Raw genomic sequence first — 18,371 nt, forward strand, 5'->3', positions numbered from 1 at the left:
GCTTCCGGTCCGCGTCGGGTGGCGAGCAGGAGGTGGCGGATGCCGTGGGTGGTGACGAGGTGCTTGGCGAGGAGGGCGCCGAGGGTGCCGGTGCCACCGGTGATCAGGACGGTGCCGTCCGGGTCGAGCGGGGTGGCTCCGGCGGTGTCCGGGGTGGCAGCCCTGACCAGCCTGGGCACGGTCAAGATGCCTTCGGCGAGCGCGAGTTCGGGCTCGCCGCTGCCGAGCGCGAGCGGGAGCGCGGCGGCGGACGAGTCGGTGCCGTCCTGGCGGACGAGGACGATGCGGTCGGGGTGCTCGGCCTGGGCGGACCGGACGAGGCCGACCAGGGCACCGACCGCCGGGCTGCCGGTTCCGTGGGGGAGGGCGACCAGGACACGGGCGTCGGTGAGGGTCTCGTCGGCGAGGACGTCCTGGAGCGCGGTGAGGGCGCGGGTCGCGAGCGCGTGGGTGCGCTCGACCTCCTCGGCCTCCTCACCGCCCTCCGCACCGTCGGGGGAGACCAGGTCGAGGTGCCGCACGAGGTCGAGACCGGCGGCCCGGAGCACGGCAGCGGTCGCGTCATCGCCGAGGAGGACCCAGGAGCCGGTGGCGGAGCCGCGACCGCCGAGGTCCTGTTCCTGCCAGTCCACCCGGTACAGCGGAGCGGCCCCGGACAGGGCGGTCCGGGCCTCGGTCAGGCGGTCCGGGTCGACCTCGCGCATCGTCAGCGCACCGATGGTCATCACCGGGGCGCCGGTCGCGTCGGCCACGGCCATGGTCACGGTGCCCGGCGTCGGCTCGCTCACCCGGATCCGCAGCCGGGTCGCGCCGGTCGCGTGCAGGGAGACCCCACTCCAGGAGAACGGCAGTCGGACGTGCCCGGTGGCCTCCACGACCCGCTCGCCATCCGGACCCGTCCGGGGGACCAGGGCGCCGGGGTGCAGCGCGGCGTCCAGCAGCGCGGGGTGGATGCCGTAGTCGCCGGGCTCGAAGCCGTCGGGCAGCGCGATCTCGGCGTAGACGGCGTCGGAGCTCCGCCAGGCGGAGCGCAGGCCCTGGAACAGCGGGCCGTAGTGGTAGCCGCGCTCGATGAAGTGCGCGTAGAAGTCGGAGAGTTCGACGGCGGTGGCGTCCGCGGGCGGCCAGACGGTCAGGCTCTCCCCGTCGCGCTCGGGCGCCGAGAGGAGGGCGCCGGAAGCGTGGCAGGTCCAGGAGACGGGTGCGGTCGTGTCATCGGGGCGGGTGTAGACGGCGAAGGCCGCCCGCCCGGTGCCGTCCACGGGCTCGATCACCAGCCGCAGCTGCAGCGCGCCCTGTTCCGGGATGGCCAGGAAGGCGTGGTGGGTCAGCTCGTCGATCCGGTTGCAGCCGACCTGCGCGGCGGCGTGCAACAGCAGGTCGATGAAGGCCGTGCCGGGCAGCACGGGTGCGCCGTAGATCTCGTGCTCGGTGGTCCACGCCGGGTTGTCGGCGGTGAGCCGGCCGGTGAACAGGTGCCCCTTGCCGTCGGGGAGTTCGGTGACGGCGGCCAGGAGGGGATGGTCGGCTGTGGCGAGGCCGGCCGAGGCGAGACCGGCTCCGGCGGTGCCGGTGGCGGGCTTGAGCCAGTAGCGCTCGCGTTGGAAGGGGTAGGTGGGGAGGTCGGCGGGGTCGGTGGTGGTGCCGTCGAGGGTGGGCCAGGTGACGGGGTGGCCGTGGGTGTGGAGGGTGGCGAGGGCCGCTGTGGTGGTATGGGTTTCGGGGTGGTCCTTGCGGAGGGTGCTGATGGCGAGGGTGTCGTCGAGGGTGGTGTGGGTGAGGGCGGTGAGGACGGGGTCGGGGCCGAGTTCCACGAAGGCGGTGACGCCGTTGTCGGCGAGGGTGCGGAGGGTGTCGGTGAAGCGGACGGCCTGGCGGATGTGCTCGGTCCAGTAGTCGGGGGAGGTGAGCTGGTCGGCAAGTTGGCCGGTGAGGTTGGAGATGACGGGGATGGTGGGCTGGTGGTAGGTGAGTTGGGTGGCCTCGGTGCGGAAGGCGTCGAGGACGGGGTCCATGTGGGGGGAGTGGAAGGCGTGGGAGACGGTGAGTTTGCGGGTCTTGCGCCCGAGGGCCTTGAAGTGTGCGGCGATCCGCTCGGCGGCTTCCGGATCGCCTGAGACCACCGTGGAGTCGGGTGCGTTGAGCGCGGCGATGGAGACGGTGTCGGTGAGGTGTTCGCGGAGTTCGTCTTCGGTGGCCTGGATGGCGATCATGGCGCCGCCGGCGGGGGCGGACTGCATCAGCCGTGCCCGGGCCGCGACCAGTCGGGCCGCGTCGGTGAGGCTGAGGACTCCGGCGACGTGGGCGGCGGTGAGTTCGCCGATGGAGTGGCCTGTGACGAAGTCGGGTGTCATGCCCCAGGATTCGTAGAGCCGGAAGAGGGCGGTCTCCAGGGCGAACAGCGCGGGTTGGGTGTAGCGGGTCTGGTTGAGGGCGTCCCCGTCGCCGAAGACGACCTCGCGCAACGGCCGCTCCAGATGGGCGTCCAGTGCGGCACAGACCGCGTCGAAGGCGGCGGCGAACACGGGCTGGTTCTCGTACAACTCCCGGCCCATGCCGAGGCGTTGCGCGCCCTGCCCGGTGAACAGGAAGGCGACCTTCCCGCCGCGCACCGTCCCCTGGACGGCGTGCGGGCTGGTGGAACCGTCGGCCACGGATGCCAGTCCGGTGAGCAGCTCCGCCCGGTCGGCACCGAACACCACCGCCCGGTGCCGCAGCTTCGCCCGTCCGGAAGCGAGCACGCGGGCGGCCTGCGCGAGCCGGTCGGCGTCCGTCACCGTGGCGAGGAACTCGCCCAGCCGCGCGGCCTGTTCGCGCAGCGCCGGCTCGCTCTTCGCCGACAGCAGCAGCGGCGGCAGCACCTCGGGGGCTGTGTCCTCCTCGGTGGTGCGCTCCGGAGCCGCTTCCAGGATCAGGTGGGCGTTGGTCCCGCTGATGCCGAAGGAGGAGACGGCGGAGCGGCGCGGGTGGTCGGTCTCGGGCCATGGCTGGGCCTCGGTGAGCAGCGAGACCGCGCCGGACTCCCAGTCGACGTGCGGCGTGGGTTCGTCCACGTGCAGGGTACGGGGCAGGATGCCGTGGCGCATCGCCTCGACCATCTTGATCACGCCGCCGACACCGGCCGCGGCCTGGGCGTGGCCGATATTGGACTTGAACGAGCCCAGCCAGAGCGGCTGTTCGGGTGTGTGTGCCCGCCCGTAGGTGGCCAGCAGGGCCTGGGCCTCGATCGGGTCACCGAGCCGGGTGCCGGTGCCGTGCGCCTCGACGGCGTCGACCTGGTCGGCCGACAGTCGGGCGTTGGCCAGCGCGGCCCGGATCACCCGCTGCTGCGCGGGCCCGTTGGGGGCGGTGAGCTGGCTGCTCTTGCCGTCCTGGTTGATCGCGGTGCCGCGGATCACCGCGAGCACCGGGTGTCCGGCGGCCTGGGCGTCGGAGAGCCGCTCCAGGAGGAGCATGCCGACGCCCTCGCCCCAGATCACGCCGTCGGCAGCGGCCGCGAAGGACTTGCAGCGGCTGTCCGGGGACAGCCCGCGCTGGCGGCTGAACTCCAGGAACATCCCGGGCGTCGACATGACCGCGGCGCCGCCGGCGAGCGCCATGGTGCACTCGCCGCTGCGCAGCGCCTGGACGGCCAGGTGGATCGCCACCAGCGAGGACGAGCAGGCGGTGTCCACCGTGACCGCGGGCCCCTCGAAGCCGAGGGTGTACGAGATGCGGCCGGAGGCGACGCTCAGCGTGTTGCCGGTCAGGACGTAGCCCTCGACGTCCTCGGGTCCCTGGTGGACGAGCGAGGCGTACTCGTGGTTGGAAACGCCGGTGAAGACGCCGGCTGCCGTGCCGCGCAGTGCGGTCGGGTCGATGCCGGCCCGTTCCATGGCCTCCCAGCCGGTCTCCAGCAGCAGGCGCTGCTGGGGGTCGAGGGCGAGGGCCTCGCGGGGGCTGATGCCGAAGAACTCGGCGTCGAACTCGTCGGCGTCGTACAGGAATCCGCCCTGGCGCGCGTAGCTGCGGCCGGCGGCGTCCGGGTCCGGGTCGAAGAGGTCGGCCAGCTCCCACTCGCGGTTGCCGGGGAAGTCGCCGATCGCGTCCACACCGTCGGCGACCAGCCGCCACAGCGCCTCGGGGGTGTCGGCGCCGCCGGGGAACCGGCAGGCCGTCGCCACGATGGCGATCGGCTCCCGGGCGGCGGACTCGGCCTGCCGCAACCGCTGCCGGGTCTGCTGGAGCTCCGTGGTGACCCGCTTCAGATAGTCGCGGAGCTTGTCCTCACTCACCGTCTGCCCCCAGTCCCAGCTCGTTGTCGATGAAGTCGAAGATCTCGTCGTCGGTCGCGGAGTCCATCCGCTCGGCGGTGTCGTCCGCCGGGCCGTGTGTCGCTGTCCCGTCCAGCTCGGTGAGCCGCTCCAGGACGTCCTGCAGACGCAGGATCAGGTCGTTCCTGGTGTCGGACCGCAGGGTGGCCGCGTCGGCTGTCAACCGGTCCAGTTCGGCCGCGAGCAGCGGCGGGGTGCCGCCCGTCGCGTTCGGACCCGCCGCGCCCGCCGCCTCGGGGGCGAACTCGGTGCGCAGGAAGGCGGCGAGTTCGGCCGGGGTCGGGTAGTCGAACAGCGTGGTGGCGGGCAGCCGCAGCCCGGTGTTGCGGTTCAGGGTGTTGCGGAACTCGACGGCGGTCAGCGAGTCGAGGCCGGTTTCCAGGAAGCCGGTCCGACCGTCCAGCGCCGCCGCCGAACCGTGGCCGAGGACGGTGGCGAGCTGGCCCAGGATGTGCTCCTCCAGGATCCGGACCTGCTCCTCCTCGCCGCGGCCGGCCAGCCGCTGCCGGAAGGTGTTCGCGTCCACGGTGTCCGTGGCCCGGCGGCGTGCGGTCGTGCCGACCAGGCCGCGCAGCAGGGGCGGCACGGCGGGGTTGTCCCCGCCGAACCCGGTGAGGTCGAGCCGGGCCGGCACCAGCAGCGCCTGGTCGTGGCCGAGGGCGAGGTCGAACAGGTCGAGCGCCTGCGCGGTCGGCACCGGTGCGATGCCGCCCCGGGTCAGTCGGGCCCGCCCGGCCTCGTCCAGGGCGCCCGCCATGCCGCTCTCCAGCTCCCACAGGCCCCAGGCCAGCGAGATGCCGGCGAGGCCACGGGCGCGGCGGTGGGCGGCGAGGGCGTCCAGGAAGGTATTGGCGGCCGCGTAGTTGGCCTGCCCGGCGTTGCCGATCAGACCGGCCACGGAGGAGAAGAGGACGAAGGCCCGCAGGTCGAGGTGCTCGGTGGCCTCGTGCAGGTGCCAGGCCGCGTCGACCTTCGGCCGCAGCACCGCGTCGAGCCGCTCGGCGGTGAGCGACGGGAGCGTGCTGTCGTCCAAGACGCCGGCCGCGTGCACCACCGCGGTCAGCGGGTGCTCGGGCCTGATCGCGCCGATCAGCGCGGCCACCGCGTCGCGGTCGGCGGTGTCGCAGGCCATGACCGTGGCCTCGGCGCCCAACTCCTGCAGTCCGGAGACCAGTTCGACGGCACCCGGGGCATCCGGGCCGCGTCGGCCGACGAGCAGCAGGTGCCGTGCGCCGTGGTCGGTCACCAGTCGGCGGGCGATCAGCGCGCCGAGGGTGCCGGTGCCGCCGGTGATCAGCACGGTGCCCGCCGGGTCGAGCGGGACGGGCGTCTCCGCGGTGACGGAGGCCCGGGCGAGCCGGGGCGTCAGCAGCTCGCCGGCACGCAGCGCGACCTGTGGGGCGTCACCGGCGAGGGCGGCGGGCAGGGCGCGCAGGGACGGGGCGTCGCCGTCGTGGTCCACCAGCACGATCCGGCCGGGGTTCTCGGACTGCGCGGTGCGCACCAGGCCCCAGATCGCGGCGGCGGTGAGGTCGGGCACGTCCTCGTCGTCCCGGGCCGCGATCGCGCCCTCGGTGAGGACGGTCAGCACCGTCCCGGCCAGTCGCTCGTCGGCCAGGAACTCCTGGACGGTCGCCAGGGTTGCGGCCGCGGTGGCGTGCGCCCCGGCGACGACGTCCTGGGCGGCCTTGTCGGCAGCCGAGACCGGGAGCAGCAGGCCGGCGATCCCCGCGGGCACCGTCTCCTGCAGCGCGCCCGGACCGTCGTGCACCTCGGCGGCGATGCCCAGCCGGACCAGCCGGTCGGCCAGGTCCTTGTCACCGAGGACGGCGTAGGGCCGGCCGGCCGGACGGGCCGCTCCCGCGGCGATCCGGCTCCACTGCACCCGGTAGAGCGAGTCCGGCTGCTTGGTGCGGGCGGCAGCCAGTTGCCCGGCGCCGACCGGGCGCATGGCCAGCGCCTCGATCGTCATCACCGGGGCGCCGGAGCGGTCGGCGATCTCCAGGGCGACGAGGTCCGGCTCCGGGCGGGACAGGTGCACCCGCACGTGCCGGGCGCCGGTCGCGTGCAGGGTGACACCGCTCCAGGAGAACGGCAGCCGGACACCGTCCTCGGCGCCGTACCAGAGCATCAGCGGGTGCAGCGCGGAGTCCAACAGGGCCGGGTGGAGGCCGTAGGTCTCCGCGTCGCCGTCGTCCGGCAGCGCGATCTCGGCGTAGACGTCCTCGCCGAGCCGCCAGCCGGCCTTGAAGCCCTGGAACATCGGGCCGTACTCGTACCCGCGGTTGATGAAGGTCCGGTAGAACTCGTCGATGTCGACCGCGGTCGCCCCGGCCGGCGGCCAGACGGACAGGTCGAAGGACGGCTGCCCGACCTCCCGGGCGAGGTACCCGCCGGCGTGCCGGGTCCACTCCTCCTCCGGCGCGGCACCGGCCGGCCGGGAGTACATGGTGAACGGGCAGCGCTCGGTCTCGTCCGGGGTGCCGACGGTGATCTGCACGTCCCGCGCACCCTGCGGAGGCACGGCCAGGAAGGCGTGGTGGACGAGCTCGTCGATCCGGCCGAACCCGGCCTGTCCGCCGGCGTACGCGAGCAGGTCGAGGAAGGCCACCCCCGGCAGGACGACCGTGCCGAACACCACGTGGTCGTACAGCCACGGCTGCTGCTTCAGCGAGACACGGCCGGTGAACAGCCTGGTCCCGTCCGGGAGGACGACGGCCGCACCCAGCAGCGGGTGGTCGGTCGTGGTCAGGCCGGCGGAGGCCAGGTCGGCGGACCGGGTGGCGGGCTTGAGCCAGTAGCTGTCGCGTTGGAAGGGGTAGGTGGGGAGGTCGGCGGTGCGGACGGTGGTGCCGGAGGGGGTGGGGATCGGCCAGGTGACGGGGTGGCCGTGGGTGTGGAGGGTGGCGAGGGCCGCTGTGGTGGTGCGGGTTTCGGCGTGGTCCTTGCGCAGGGCGCTGATGGCGACGGTGTCGTCGAGGGTGGTGCGGGTGAGGGCGGTGAGGACGGGGTCGGGGCCGAGTTCCAGGAAGGCGGTGACGCCGTTGTCGGCGAGGGTGCGGACGGCGTCGGTGAAGCGGACGGCCTGGCGGATGTGCTCCGCCCAGTAGTCCGGTGTCGTGAGGCGGTCGGCGAGTTGGCCGGTGAGGTTGGAGATGACGGGGATGGTGGGGTGGTGGTAGGTGAGTTGGGCGGCCTCGGTGCGGAAGGCGTCGAGGACGGGGTCCATGTGGGGGGAGTGGAAGGCGTGGGAGACGGTGAGTCCGCGGGTCTTGCGCCCGAGGGCCTTGAAGTGTGCGGCGATCCGCTCGGCGGCTTCCGGATCGCCTGAGACCACCGTGGAGTCGGGTGCGTTGAGTGCGGCGATGGAGACGGTGTCGGTGAGGTGTTCGCGGAGTTCGTCTTCGGTGGCCTGGATGGCGATCATGGCGCCGCCGGCGGGGGCGGACTGCATCAGCCGTGCCCGGGCCGCGACCAGTCGGGCCGCATCGGTGAGGCTGAGGACTCCGGCGACGTGGGCGGCGGTGAGTTCGCCGATGGAGTGGCCGGTGACGAAGTCCGGTGTCACGCCCCAGGACTGGTAGAGGCGGAAGAGGGCGGTCTCGAGGGCGAACAGCGCGGGTTGGGTGTAGCGGGTCTGGTTGAGGGCGTCCTCGTCGCCGAAGACGACCTCGCGCAACGGCCGCTCCAGATGGGCGTCCAGTGCGGCACAGACCGCGTCGAAGGCGCTCGCGAAGACGGGCTGGTTCTCGTACAACTCCCGGCCCATGCCGAGGCGTTGCGCGCCCTGCCCGGTGAACAGGAAGGCGACCTTCCCGCCACGCGCCGTCCCCTGGACGGCCTGCGGGCTGGACGAACCCTCGGCCACAGCCGCCAGCCCGGCCAGCAGCTCCGCCCGGTCCGCACCGAACACCACCGCCCGGTGCGGGAACAGCGTCCGCCCGGTGCTGAGCAGTGCCGAGGCCTCGGCGGTCGAGGCGTCCTCGTGTGCGGCCAGCCAGTCACGCAGGCCGGCCGCCTGCGCGGCCACCGCCGCCGGGCTCTTGGCCGACAGGAGCAGCGGCACGACGGGGGCCGTTTCGGACTCGGTCGTCATCGTGGGAGCGGGGGCGGGCGGCGCCTCCAGGATGACGTGGGTGTTGGTGCCGCTGATGCCGAAGGAGGAGACGGCGGCGCGGCGCGGGTGGCCGGTCTCGGGCCACGGTCGGGCCTCGGTGAGCAGCGAGACCGCGCCGGACTCCCAGTCGACGTGCGGGGTGGGCTCGTCCACGTGCAGGGTGCGGGGCAGCACGCCGTGGCGCATCGCCTCGACCATCTTGATGATCCCGCCGACACCGGCGGCGGCCTGCGCGTGGCCGATGTTGGACTTGAACGAGCCCAGCCAGAGCGGCTGTTCGGGTGTGTGTGCCTGGCCGTAGGTGGCCAGCAGGGCCTGCGCCTCGATCGGGTCACCCAGCTTGGTGCCGGTGCCGTGCGCCTCGACCGCGTCGATCTCGGCGGCGGTGAGCCGGGCGTCGGCGAGCGCGGTGCGGATGACCCGCTGCTGCGAGGGCCCGTTGGGGGCGGTGAGGCCGTTGCTGGCGCCGTCCTGGTTGACGGCGGTGCCGCGGATGACCGCGAGCACCTGGTGCCCGGCGGCCTTCGCGTCGGAGAGCCGCTCCAGCAGCAGCATGCCCGCGCCCTCGGCCCAGATGGTGCCGTCGGCCGCGCCGGAGAAGGACTTGGCCCGGCTGTCGGGAGCGAGCCCGCGCTGCCGGCTGAACTCCAGGAACATGCCCGCGTTGGCCATCACGGTGACGCCGCCGGCGAGGGCCATGGTGCACTCGCCGTTGCGCAGGGCCTGGACGGCCAGGTGGAGGGCGACCAGGGACGAGGAGCACGCGGTGTCGACGGTGATGGCCGGTCCCTCGAAGCCGAAGGCGTAGGAGAGCCGGCCGGAGGCCACGCTGGCCGTGGAACCGGTGAGCAGGTACCCCTCGACCCCTTCGGTGCCGGTGCGCACCAGCGGTCCGTACTCCTGGGTGATCACGCCCGCGAACACGCCGATCTGGCTTCCGCGCAGGGTGCCCGGCAGGATGCCGGCCCGTTCCATGGCCTCCCAGCCGGTCTCCAGCAGCAGGCGCTGCTGGGGGTCGAGGGCGAGGGCCTCGCGGGGGCTGATGCCGAAGAACTCGGCGTCGAACTCGTCGGCGTCGTAGAGGAATCCGCCCTGGCGGGCGTAGGTCTTGCCGATCGCCTCCGGGTCCGGGTCGAAGAGCGCGTCGAGGTCCCAGCCGCGGTTGTCCGGGAAGTCGCCGACGGCGTCGACCTCGTCGGCGACCAGCCGCCACAGCGCCTCGGGGGAGTCGGCGCCGCCGGGGAACCGGCAGCCCATGCCGACGATCACGATCGGGTCGTCGTTCTTCGCCGTCCGGCTCCGGCCGGGGGTGCCGGAGGCCGGCTTGGCCTGCGGAACCGCGGAGCTGAGCAGTTCCTCCCGCAGGTGGCGGGCGATCGCGCCGGGCGTCGGGTGGTCGAAGGTCAGGGTGGCGGGCAGTCGGATGCCGACCGCCTTGCTGAGCGTGTTGCGCAGCTCGACGGCGGTCAGCGAGTCGAAGCCGAGGTCCTTGAACGAGCTCTCGGGGTCGATCGCGGTGGACGGGTCGTGGCCGAGCACGGTGGCGATGTGCCGGCCGAGGAAGTCGAGCAGGAACGGACCCTGCTCGGCTTCGCCGCGGGACAGCAGCTCCTGCGCCAGGCCGTGCTCGCCGACGGCGGGGCCTGCCTCGGCCGCGCGGCGCGGACGCGGCTTGTACAGCGCGGTGAAGATCGGCGCGATGGTGCCTGCGCTCGCCTGGGCGCGCAGCCCGGCTCCGTTGAGCTGGGCGGGGACCAGCAGGGCCCGGTCGTGCGCGAGCGCGGCGTCGAACAGGGCCAGACCCTGGGCGTCCGGCATCGGGACGACACCGGTGCGGGCCATGCGTTGCTGCTCCTGCTCGCCGAGCGTGCCGCCCATGCCCCCGGACTCGGCCCACAGGCCCCAGGCGAGCGAGGTCGCGGGCAGCCCCTGGGCCCGGCGGTACGCGGCCAGGCCGTCCAGGTAGGCGTTGGCGGCCGCGTAGTTGCCCTGGCCGGGGGCGCCGAGCGTGGCGACGACCGAGGAGTAGAGGACGAAGGCCGTCAGTTCCAGGCCCTGGGTGGCGGTGTGCAGGTTCCAGGCGGCATCGGCCTTGGGGGTGAGGACGGCGGCCATGCGGTCGGCGGTCAGCGTCGGGATGGTCCCGTCGTCGAGGACGCCCGCGCAGTGCACGACGGCGCGCAGCGGGTGCGCGGCCGGTACGGCGTCCAGCAACGCGGCAAGGGCCTGCGGGTCGGCGGCGTCGCCGGCGGCGATCCGTACGGTGGCGCCCAATTCGGCCAGCTCGGCGGACAGTTCGGCGGCTCCCGGTGCGTCCGGGCCGCGCCGGCTGGTGATCAGGAGGTGCCGCACGCCGTGCTCGGCCACCAGATGCCGGGCCAGCATCGAGCCCAGGGCGCCGGTACCGCCGGTGACGAGGACCGTCCCCTCGGGGTCGAAGGCCGGCCCGGTCGGCTCGGCCGCGGCCGCTCGGGTGAGCCGGGGGACATTCACCGTGCCGTCCCGCAGGGCGAGTTGGGATTCCCCCAGCTCGATGGCGGCGGGCAGGGCGGTGGCTGAGGCGGGCGCGTCGTCCAGGTCCACCAGGACGATCCGCCCGGGGTTCTCGGACTGTGCGGTACGCACCAGGCCCCACGCGGCGGCGCCACCGAGGTCGACCTGCTGGGCATTGGCGACGGAGACCGCCCGCCGGGTCACCACGGCGATCCTGGCGGTGAACTCCTCGTCGGCGAGCAGCTGTTGGAGGGTGACCAGGACGTCGGTGGTGATCCGGTGGGCACGCCCGGCGGTGACGTCGGGGTCGTCCAGGGCCGGGACCAGTACCAGCTGCGGGGCCGTGCCGGGCTCGGCGGCGCGGAGGGCGGCGCACAGCGAGAGCGCGTCCGGGTATCCGGTGACGGTGGCGTCGGCGCTGCGGAGGGCCTCGGTGAGCGTGGTGTCGCCGAGCACCGCCCAGTGCCGCTCGGTGCCGGCCGCCGGGAGCGGGGCGGGCAGGGGACCCCAGTCGAGTCGGTACAGCTCCTGCGCTGTGGTCGCCTGGGCGGCGGCGGCCATCTGGTCGGTGGCCACGGCGCGCATGGCCAGCGAGCCGATGGTGATCGCGGGCGCACCGGTGTGGTCGACGATGTCCAGCGAGACGGTGTCGGGGGTGGGCCGGGAGAGCCGTACCCGCAGGCGGGTCGCGCCGACGGAGTGGATGGCGACGCCGCTCCAGGAGAACGGCACCCGGATGCTGTCCTCGGCCGGGGTCGCGCCCAGTACGAGGGCGGCCGGCTGCAGCGCCGAGTCCAGCAGGCCGGGGTGGACGCCGTAGCCGCCGGCGTCGACGTCGGCCGGGAAGGCCACCTCGCCGTAGGTGGTGTCGCCGTCCTGCCAGGCTGCCCGCAGCGAGCGGAACAGCGGGCCGTAGCCGAAGCCGGCATCGGTGATCCGCGTGTAGAACTCCGTCATGTCCAGCGGCGTGGCGTCCGCGGGCGGCCAGTCGCCGTCCTCGAACGGCTCGAAGGCGCCGGCCGGTTCGCCCACCGCGAGAGAGCCGGTGGCGTGCAGGGTCCAGTCGGTGCCGGGCTCGGCCTCCTCGGCGCGCGAGTACAGCGCGAAGCTGCGAGCACCCGACTCGTCCGTGGCGTCCACCGCCAGCCGCACCTGGAGCGCGCCCTGCTCGGGGATGGCCAGGAAGGTGCGGTGGGTGAGCTCCTCGATCTGGTCGCAGCCGACGATCCGGGCGACGTGCAGCAGCAGGTCGACGAAGGAGACGCCGGGCAGGATGTACGTGCCGTAGATCTCGTGCTCCGGCGCCCACGCCGGGTTGTCGGCGGAGAGTCGGCCGGTGAACAGGTAGCCGCGCCCGTTGGGGAGTTCGGTCTGGCTGGTGAGCATCGGGTGCTCGATGGCGGTGAGCCCGAGTGCCCCCGCTCCGGCGGTGCCGGTGGCGGGCTTGAGCCAGTAGCGCTCGCGTTGGAAGGGGTAGGTGGGGAGGTCGGCGGGGTCGGTGGTGGTGCCGTCGAGGGTGGGCCAGGTGACGGGGTGGCCGTGGGTGTGGAGGGTGGCGAGGGCGGTGGTGGCGGTGTGGGTTTCGGGGTGGTCCTTGCGGAGGGTGCTGATGGCGAGGGGGTTGGCCTCGTCGAGGGTGGTGTGGGTGAGGGCGGTGAGGACGGGGTCGGGGCCGAGTTCCACGAAGGTGGTGACGCCGTTGTCGGCGAGGGTGCGGAGGGTGTCGGTGAAGCGGACGGCCTCGCGGATGTGCTCGGCCCAGTAGTCGGGGGCGGTGAGGCGGTCGGCGAGTTGGCCGGTGAGGTTGGAGATGACGGGGATGGTGGGCTGGTGGTAGGTGAGTTGGGCGGCTTCGGTGCGGAAGGCGTCGAGGACGGGGTCCATGTGGGGGGAGTGGAAGGCGTGGGAGACGGTGAGTCTGCGGGTCTTGCGCCCGAGGGTCTTGAAGTGTGCGGCGATCCGCTCGGCGGCTTCCGGATCGCCTGAGACCACTGTGGAGTCGGGTGCGTTGAGGGCGGCGATGGAGACGGTGTCGGTGAGGTGTTCGCGGAGTTCGTCTTCGGTGGCCTGGATGGCGATCATGGCGCCGCCGGCGGGGGCGGACTGCATCAGCCGGGCCCGGGCCGCGACCAGTCGGGCCGCATCACCGAGGCTGAGGACTCCGGCGACGTGGGCGGCGGTGAGTTCGCCGATGGAGTGGCCGGTGACGAAGTCCGGTGTCACGCCCCAGGATTCGTAGAGCCGGAAGAGAGCGGTTTCCAGGGCGAACAGGGCGGGTTGGGTGTAGCGGGTCTGGTTGAGGGCGTCCTCGTCGCCGAAGACGACCTCGCGCAGCGGCCGCTCCAGGTGCGGGTCCAGTGCGGCGCAGACCGCGTCGAAGGCGGCGGCGAACACGGGTTGGTTCTCGTACAACTCGCGGCCCATGCCGAGGCGTTGCGCGCCCTGTCCGGTGAACAGGAAGGCGACCTTCCCGCCGCGCGCCGTCCCCTGGACGGCGTGCGGGCTGGTGGAACCCTCGGCCACGGATGCCAGTCCGGTCAGCAGCTCCGCCCGGTCGGCACCGAACACCACCGCCCGGTGCGCGAACAGCGTCCGCCCCGAGGCCAGGGCCCGGGCGACTGCGGCGGGGTGCCGGTGGCTGTCGGAGTCGATGAACTCGCGGATCCGGTCGGCCTGTTCGCGCAGGGCCGGCTCGCTCTTCGCGGAGAGCAGGAGCGGCGGTTGCACCTCGGAGGCTTCGTCCTCCTCGATGGGGCTCTGCGGTGCGGCCTCCAGGATCACATGGGCGTTCGTCCCGCTGATGCCGAAGGACGACACGGCGGCCCGGCGCGGCTGCCCGGTCTCCGGCCAGTCGCGCGCCTCGGTGAGCAGCGAGACCGCGCCGCTGGTCCAGTCGACGTGCGGGGTGGGTTCGTCCACGTGCAGGGTGCGGGGCAGCACGCCGTGCCGCATGGCCTGCACCATCTTGATCACGCCGCCGACGCCGGCCGCGGCCTGGGCGTGGCCGATGTTGGACTTCAACGAGCCGAGCCAGAGCGGCCGTTCGGCGTCGTGTGCCCGCCCGTAGGTGGCCAGCAGGGCCTCCGCCTCGATCGGGTCGCCGAGGGTGGTGCCCGTGCCGTGCGCCTCGACGGCGTCGACCTGGTCGGCCGACAGCCGCGCGTTGGCGAGCGCCGTACGGATGACCCGCTCCTGGGAGGGGCCGTTGGGGGCGGTGAGGCCGTTGCTGGCACCGTCCTGGTTGACGGCCGAGCCGCGGATCACGGCGAGCACCGGGTGTCCGGCGGCCTGGGCGTCGGAGAGCCGCTCCAGCAGCAGCATGCCCGCGCCCTCGGACCAGCTGGTGCCGTCGGAGGCGGCCGAGAACGCCTTGCACCGGCCGTCGGTGGCCAGGCCGCGCTGATGGCCGAACTCGACGAACATGCCGGGGCTGGACATCACGGCGACGCCGCCGGCCAGGGCGAGGCCACACTCGCCCTGCCGCAGCGCCTGCGCCGCGAGGTGCAGGGCGACCAGCGAGGACGAGCACGCGGTGTCCACGGTGACGGCCGGGCCCTCGAACCCGAGGGTGTAGGCGATGCGGCCGGAGGCGACGCTCGACGTGGTGCCGGTGAGCAGGAAGCCACCGTAGGTCTCGCCGCCCTCGTGCAGCCGGGGGCCGTACTCCGCGGGCATCGCGCCGACGAACACGCCGGTGCGGCTGCCGCTGAGCTGTGCGGGGTCGATGCCGGCCCGCTCGAAGGCCTCCCAGCCGGTCTCCAGCAGCAGGCGCTGCTGCGGGTCCATCGCTGTGGCCTCGCGCGGGGTGATGCCGAAGAAGGAGGCGTCGAAGCGGTCCGCGTCGTAGAGGAATCCGCCGTAGCGGGCGTAGGTCTTGCCGGGGGTGCCGGGTTCCGGGTCGTACAGGTCGGAGAGGTTCCACCCGCGGTTGTCGGGGAAGTCGCCGATCGCGTCGACCCCGTCGGCGACCAGGCGCCACAGCGCCTCGGGGGAGTCGGCCCCGCCGGGGAAGCGGCAGGCCATGCCGATCACGGCGATCGGCTCGTCGCCGGCCGTGGCGGTCTCGGCGGTTCCCGCAGCCTCGCCGCCGGCCAGCCGGTCGAGCAGGTGGCGGGCCACGGCGACCGGGGTGGGCTGGTTGTAGACCAGCGCGGCGGGCAGGGCGAGTCCGACGGCGGCGACCAGGCGGTTGCGCAGCTCCACACCGAGCGCGGAGTCGAAGCCGAGCTCCTTGAAGGTGCGCCTGGAGTCGACGGCGTCCGCGCTGAGGTGGCCGAGCACGATGGCCGCGCTGGAGCGGACCAGGTCGAGCAGGGCCTCCTCCCGCTCGGTGTCGGTGAGGCCGTCCAGGCGGCGCGCCCACGAGGACCCGGCGGCGGGCAGCGGCCGCTCCTCGGGCTCGGCCTCGTCGGCGGCGGGCCAGAACACGGTCTCGGTCGCGGTGCCCTCGGCCGGCGGCTTGGGCCAGTACCGGCGGCGCTGGAAGGCGTAGCCGGGCAGGGCGATCCGCTGCGGGGTGCCGCGGCCGAGCAGCGCCGACCAGTCCACCGTGGCGCCGTGGACGTGGAGTTCGGCCAGCGCGCCGAGGAAGGAGCGCCAGGAGTCCTCGTCGCGCCGCAGCGTGCCGAGCACCAGCCCCGGCCGGGTGGCGTCGTCCTCCAGCGTCTCGCTGAGCGCGAGGGTGAGGACGCCGTGCGGGCTGCTCTCGATGAAGGTGCGGTGTCCGGCGGCCCGCAGCGCGGCGACGGCGCGGTCGAACCGGACCGGGCGGCGCAGGTTGGTGTACCAGTAGTCGGCGTCGAGCCCGGTGGTGTCCAGCAGCCCGCCGGTGAGCGAGGAGTAGAACGGGATGTCGCCACCGCGCGGGCGGATCGGTGCGAGTTCGCTCAGCAGCCGTTCGCGGATCGCCTCGACGTGCGGGGAGTGCGAGGCGTAGTCGACGCGGATCCGGCGGGCCCGGACCTCGGCCCGTTCGGCCGCGGCGAGCAGTTCGTCGATCGCGGCCGCGTCGCCGGAGAGCACGACGGCGCCGGGGCCGTTGACGGCGGCGAGGGCGAGCCGCTCGCCCCACGGGGCGATGAACTCCTCGGCCCGCTCGGCCGGCAGCGCGACCGAGGCCATGCCGCCCTGTCCGGCCAGCGCGGTGATGGCGCGGCTGCGCAGGGCGACCACCCGGGCGGCGTCGTCCAGGCTGAGCGCCCCGGCGACGTACGCGGCGGCGATCTCGCCCTGGGAGTGGCCGACGACCGCGTCGGGGCGGATGCCGACGGACTGCCAGAGGCGGGCCAGCGAGACCATCACCGAGAACAGCACCGGCTGGACGACGTCGACGGCGTCGAGGCCGGGCGCACCGGGCGCGCCGCGCAGCACGTCCAGCAGGTCCCAGTCGACGTACGCGGCGAGGGCGTCGGCGCACTCGGTGACGGCCTCGCGGAAGACGGGGGAGGCGTCCAGCAGCTCCAGGGCCATGCCGGCCCACTGGGAGCCCTGGCCGGGGAAGACGAAGACCGTCCGGCCGCGGTCGTCGGCGACGCCGCGGACCAGCCCGGGAGCGTCCTGCCCCCGGGCCAGCAGGGCCAGCCGCTCGCGCAGGTCGGCGGTGTCGGTGCCGAGCAGGACGGCCCGGTGCTCGAAGGCCGTCCTGGTGGTGGCGAGGGAGTGGGCGACGTCGCCGGCCCGGGCCTCGGTGGGCAGGGCCTCGGCGAGCCGGGCGGCCTGGGCGCGCAGCGCCTGCGCGGTGCGGCCGGACACCGGCCAGGGGAGCAGGGCGGGCGCGTCCCGGCCCTCTCGGTCCTCGCGGTCCTCGCGGGCGTCGGTGGCGTCGGTGTCGGTGGAGGCGGCGGTGTCGGTGGCGGTCGGCGGTTCGGTGACCACGACGTGGCAGTTGGTGCCGCCGACGCCGAACGCGCTGACGCCCGCGACCAGCGGTGCGTCGGGCGAGGGCCAGTCCGCGTACTCCTGCTGGACCTCCAGGTGCAGACCGGCCAGGTCGATCGCCGGGTTCGGGGAGGCGTAGTTGAGGCTGGCCGGCAGCTTGCGGTGGTGGATGCTGAGTGCCGTCTTCAGCAGGCCGGCGATACCGGCGGCGCCCTCCAGGTGGCCGATGTTGGTCTTCACCGAGCCGACGCGCAGCGGGCGTTCGGCGGGGTGTTCACAGCCGAGCGCGGAGCCGAGAGCGGAGGCCTCGATCGGGTCGCCGACCGGGGTGCCGGTGCCGTGCAGTTCCACGTACTGGACGGCACTGGGCTCGATCCGGGCGTTCTCGCAGGCCAGCCGGATGACCTCGGCCTGGGCCTGCGCGCTGGGGACGGTCAGGCCGGGGGTGGCGCCGTCGTTGTTGGTGGCGCTGCCGCGGATCACGCAGTAGACCTGGTCGCCGTCGGCCAGTGCGCGGGCCAGTGGCTTGAGCACCACGACGCCGCCGCCCTCGCCGCGGACGTAGCCGTTGGCCCGGGCGTCGAAGGTGAAGCACCGGCCGTCGGGGGACAGCCCTCCGAAGCCGGCCGAGCGCGCAGTGCTGTCCGGGACGATGCTCAGGTTGACGCCTCCGGCCAGGGCGAGGGTGGACTCGCCGCGGCGCAGGCTCTCGACGGCCATGTGCACCGCGAGCAGCGAGGAGGACTGGGCGGCGTCGACGGTCAGGCTCGGGCCGCGCAGTCCGAGGGTGTACGAGACCCGGTTGGCGATGACGCCGCGCTGCACACCGGTGAAGGCGTGCTGGGTGAGCGACTGCGCGCCGCTGCGCTGGAGCAGCGTGGCGTAGTCGTCCCAGATCGCGCCGACGAACACACCGGTGCGGGTGCCGGCCAGCGCACCGGGAAGGGTGCCGGCGTCCTCCAGCGCCTCCCAGGCCAGTTCCAGCATCAGGCGCTGCTGCGGGTCCATGGTGACGGCCTCGCGCGGCGAGATGCCGAAGAACGCGGCGTCGAAGCGGTCGATGCGGTCGAGGAAGCCGGCCCGCCCGCCGGGGCGGCCGCGCAGCGCGTCGCCGAACCGGTCGGCGGGGGCGGCGGTGACGGCGTCGGAGCCCGTCGAGAGCAACGTCCAGAACGCTGCGGGATCCGGGGCCTGCGGAAGCCGGCACGAGAGGCCGGTGACCGCGATCGCGTCCTCGGCTTTCAGGGGCAGGTTCTGGGAACCGTTGGCACCAGTCATCTCGTTCGCTGCCTCCTACGAAGTGGGGCCGGCCGCGTACCCGGGTCAGGACGCTCGTCGTGACCACCGTCGTCGCGGGGGCTAACCGCGTCCTTGCCGATCTCTAAGCCCCGGCTTCGGCGCCTCTGCGGGGCGGCTGAACTGCGGGAACACGGTGGAGAGCGGGGGACTGCGGAGGAGCGCGGGGGGTGCCGAAGGGCGCGCAAACGCGCGGAGGACCCGGGTCGCCCGCTCCCCCGGGGTGGGGAGCGGGCGACCCGGGTCCTCCGGGCCTCGGGTGGATCTCCTGCGGT

2 protein-coding genes are annotated in these 18,371 nt (G+C 74.0%); both read right to left on the reverse strand.

Annotated features, from left to right (window positions below):
* On the reverse strand, positions 1-4,274 hold a 4,274-nt coding region (locus tag ACZ3TI_RS37720; protein ID WP_465734547.1), incomplete at its 3' end, for a type I polyketide synthase.
* Positions 4,267-18,078, reverse strand: coding sequence for a type I polyketide synthase (locus ACZ3TI_RS37725; RefSeq protein ID WP_465734549.1), 13,812 nt, complete (start codon positions 18,076-18,078; stop codon positions 4,267-4,269). The genes ACZ3TI_RS37725 and ACZ3TI_RS37720, both read right to left, overlap by 8 nt.
* Positions 18,079-18,371 lie beyond the last annotated feature (293 nt).

The sequence above is a fragment of the Kitasatospora sp. NPDC023120 genome (assembly GCF_055560835.1).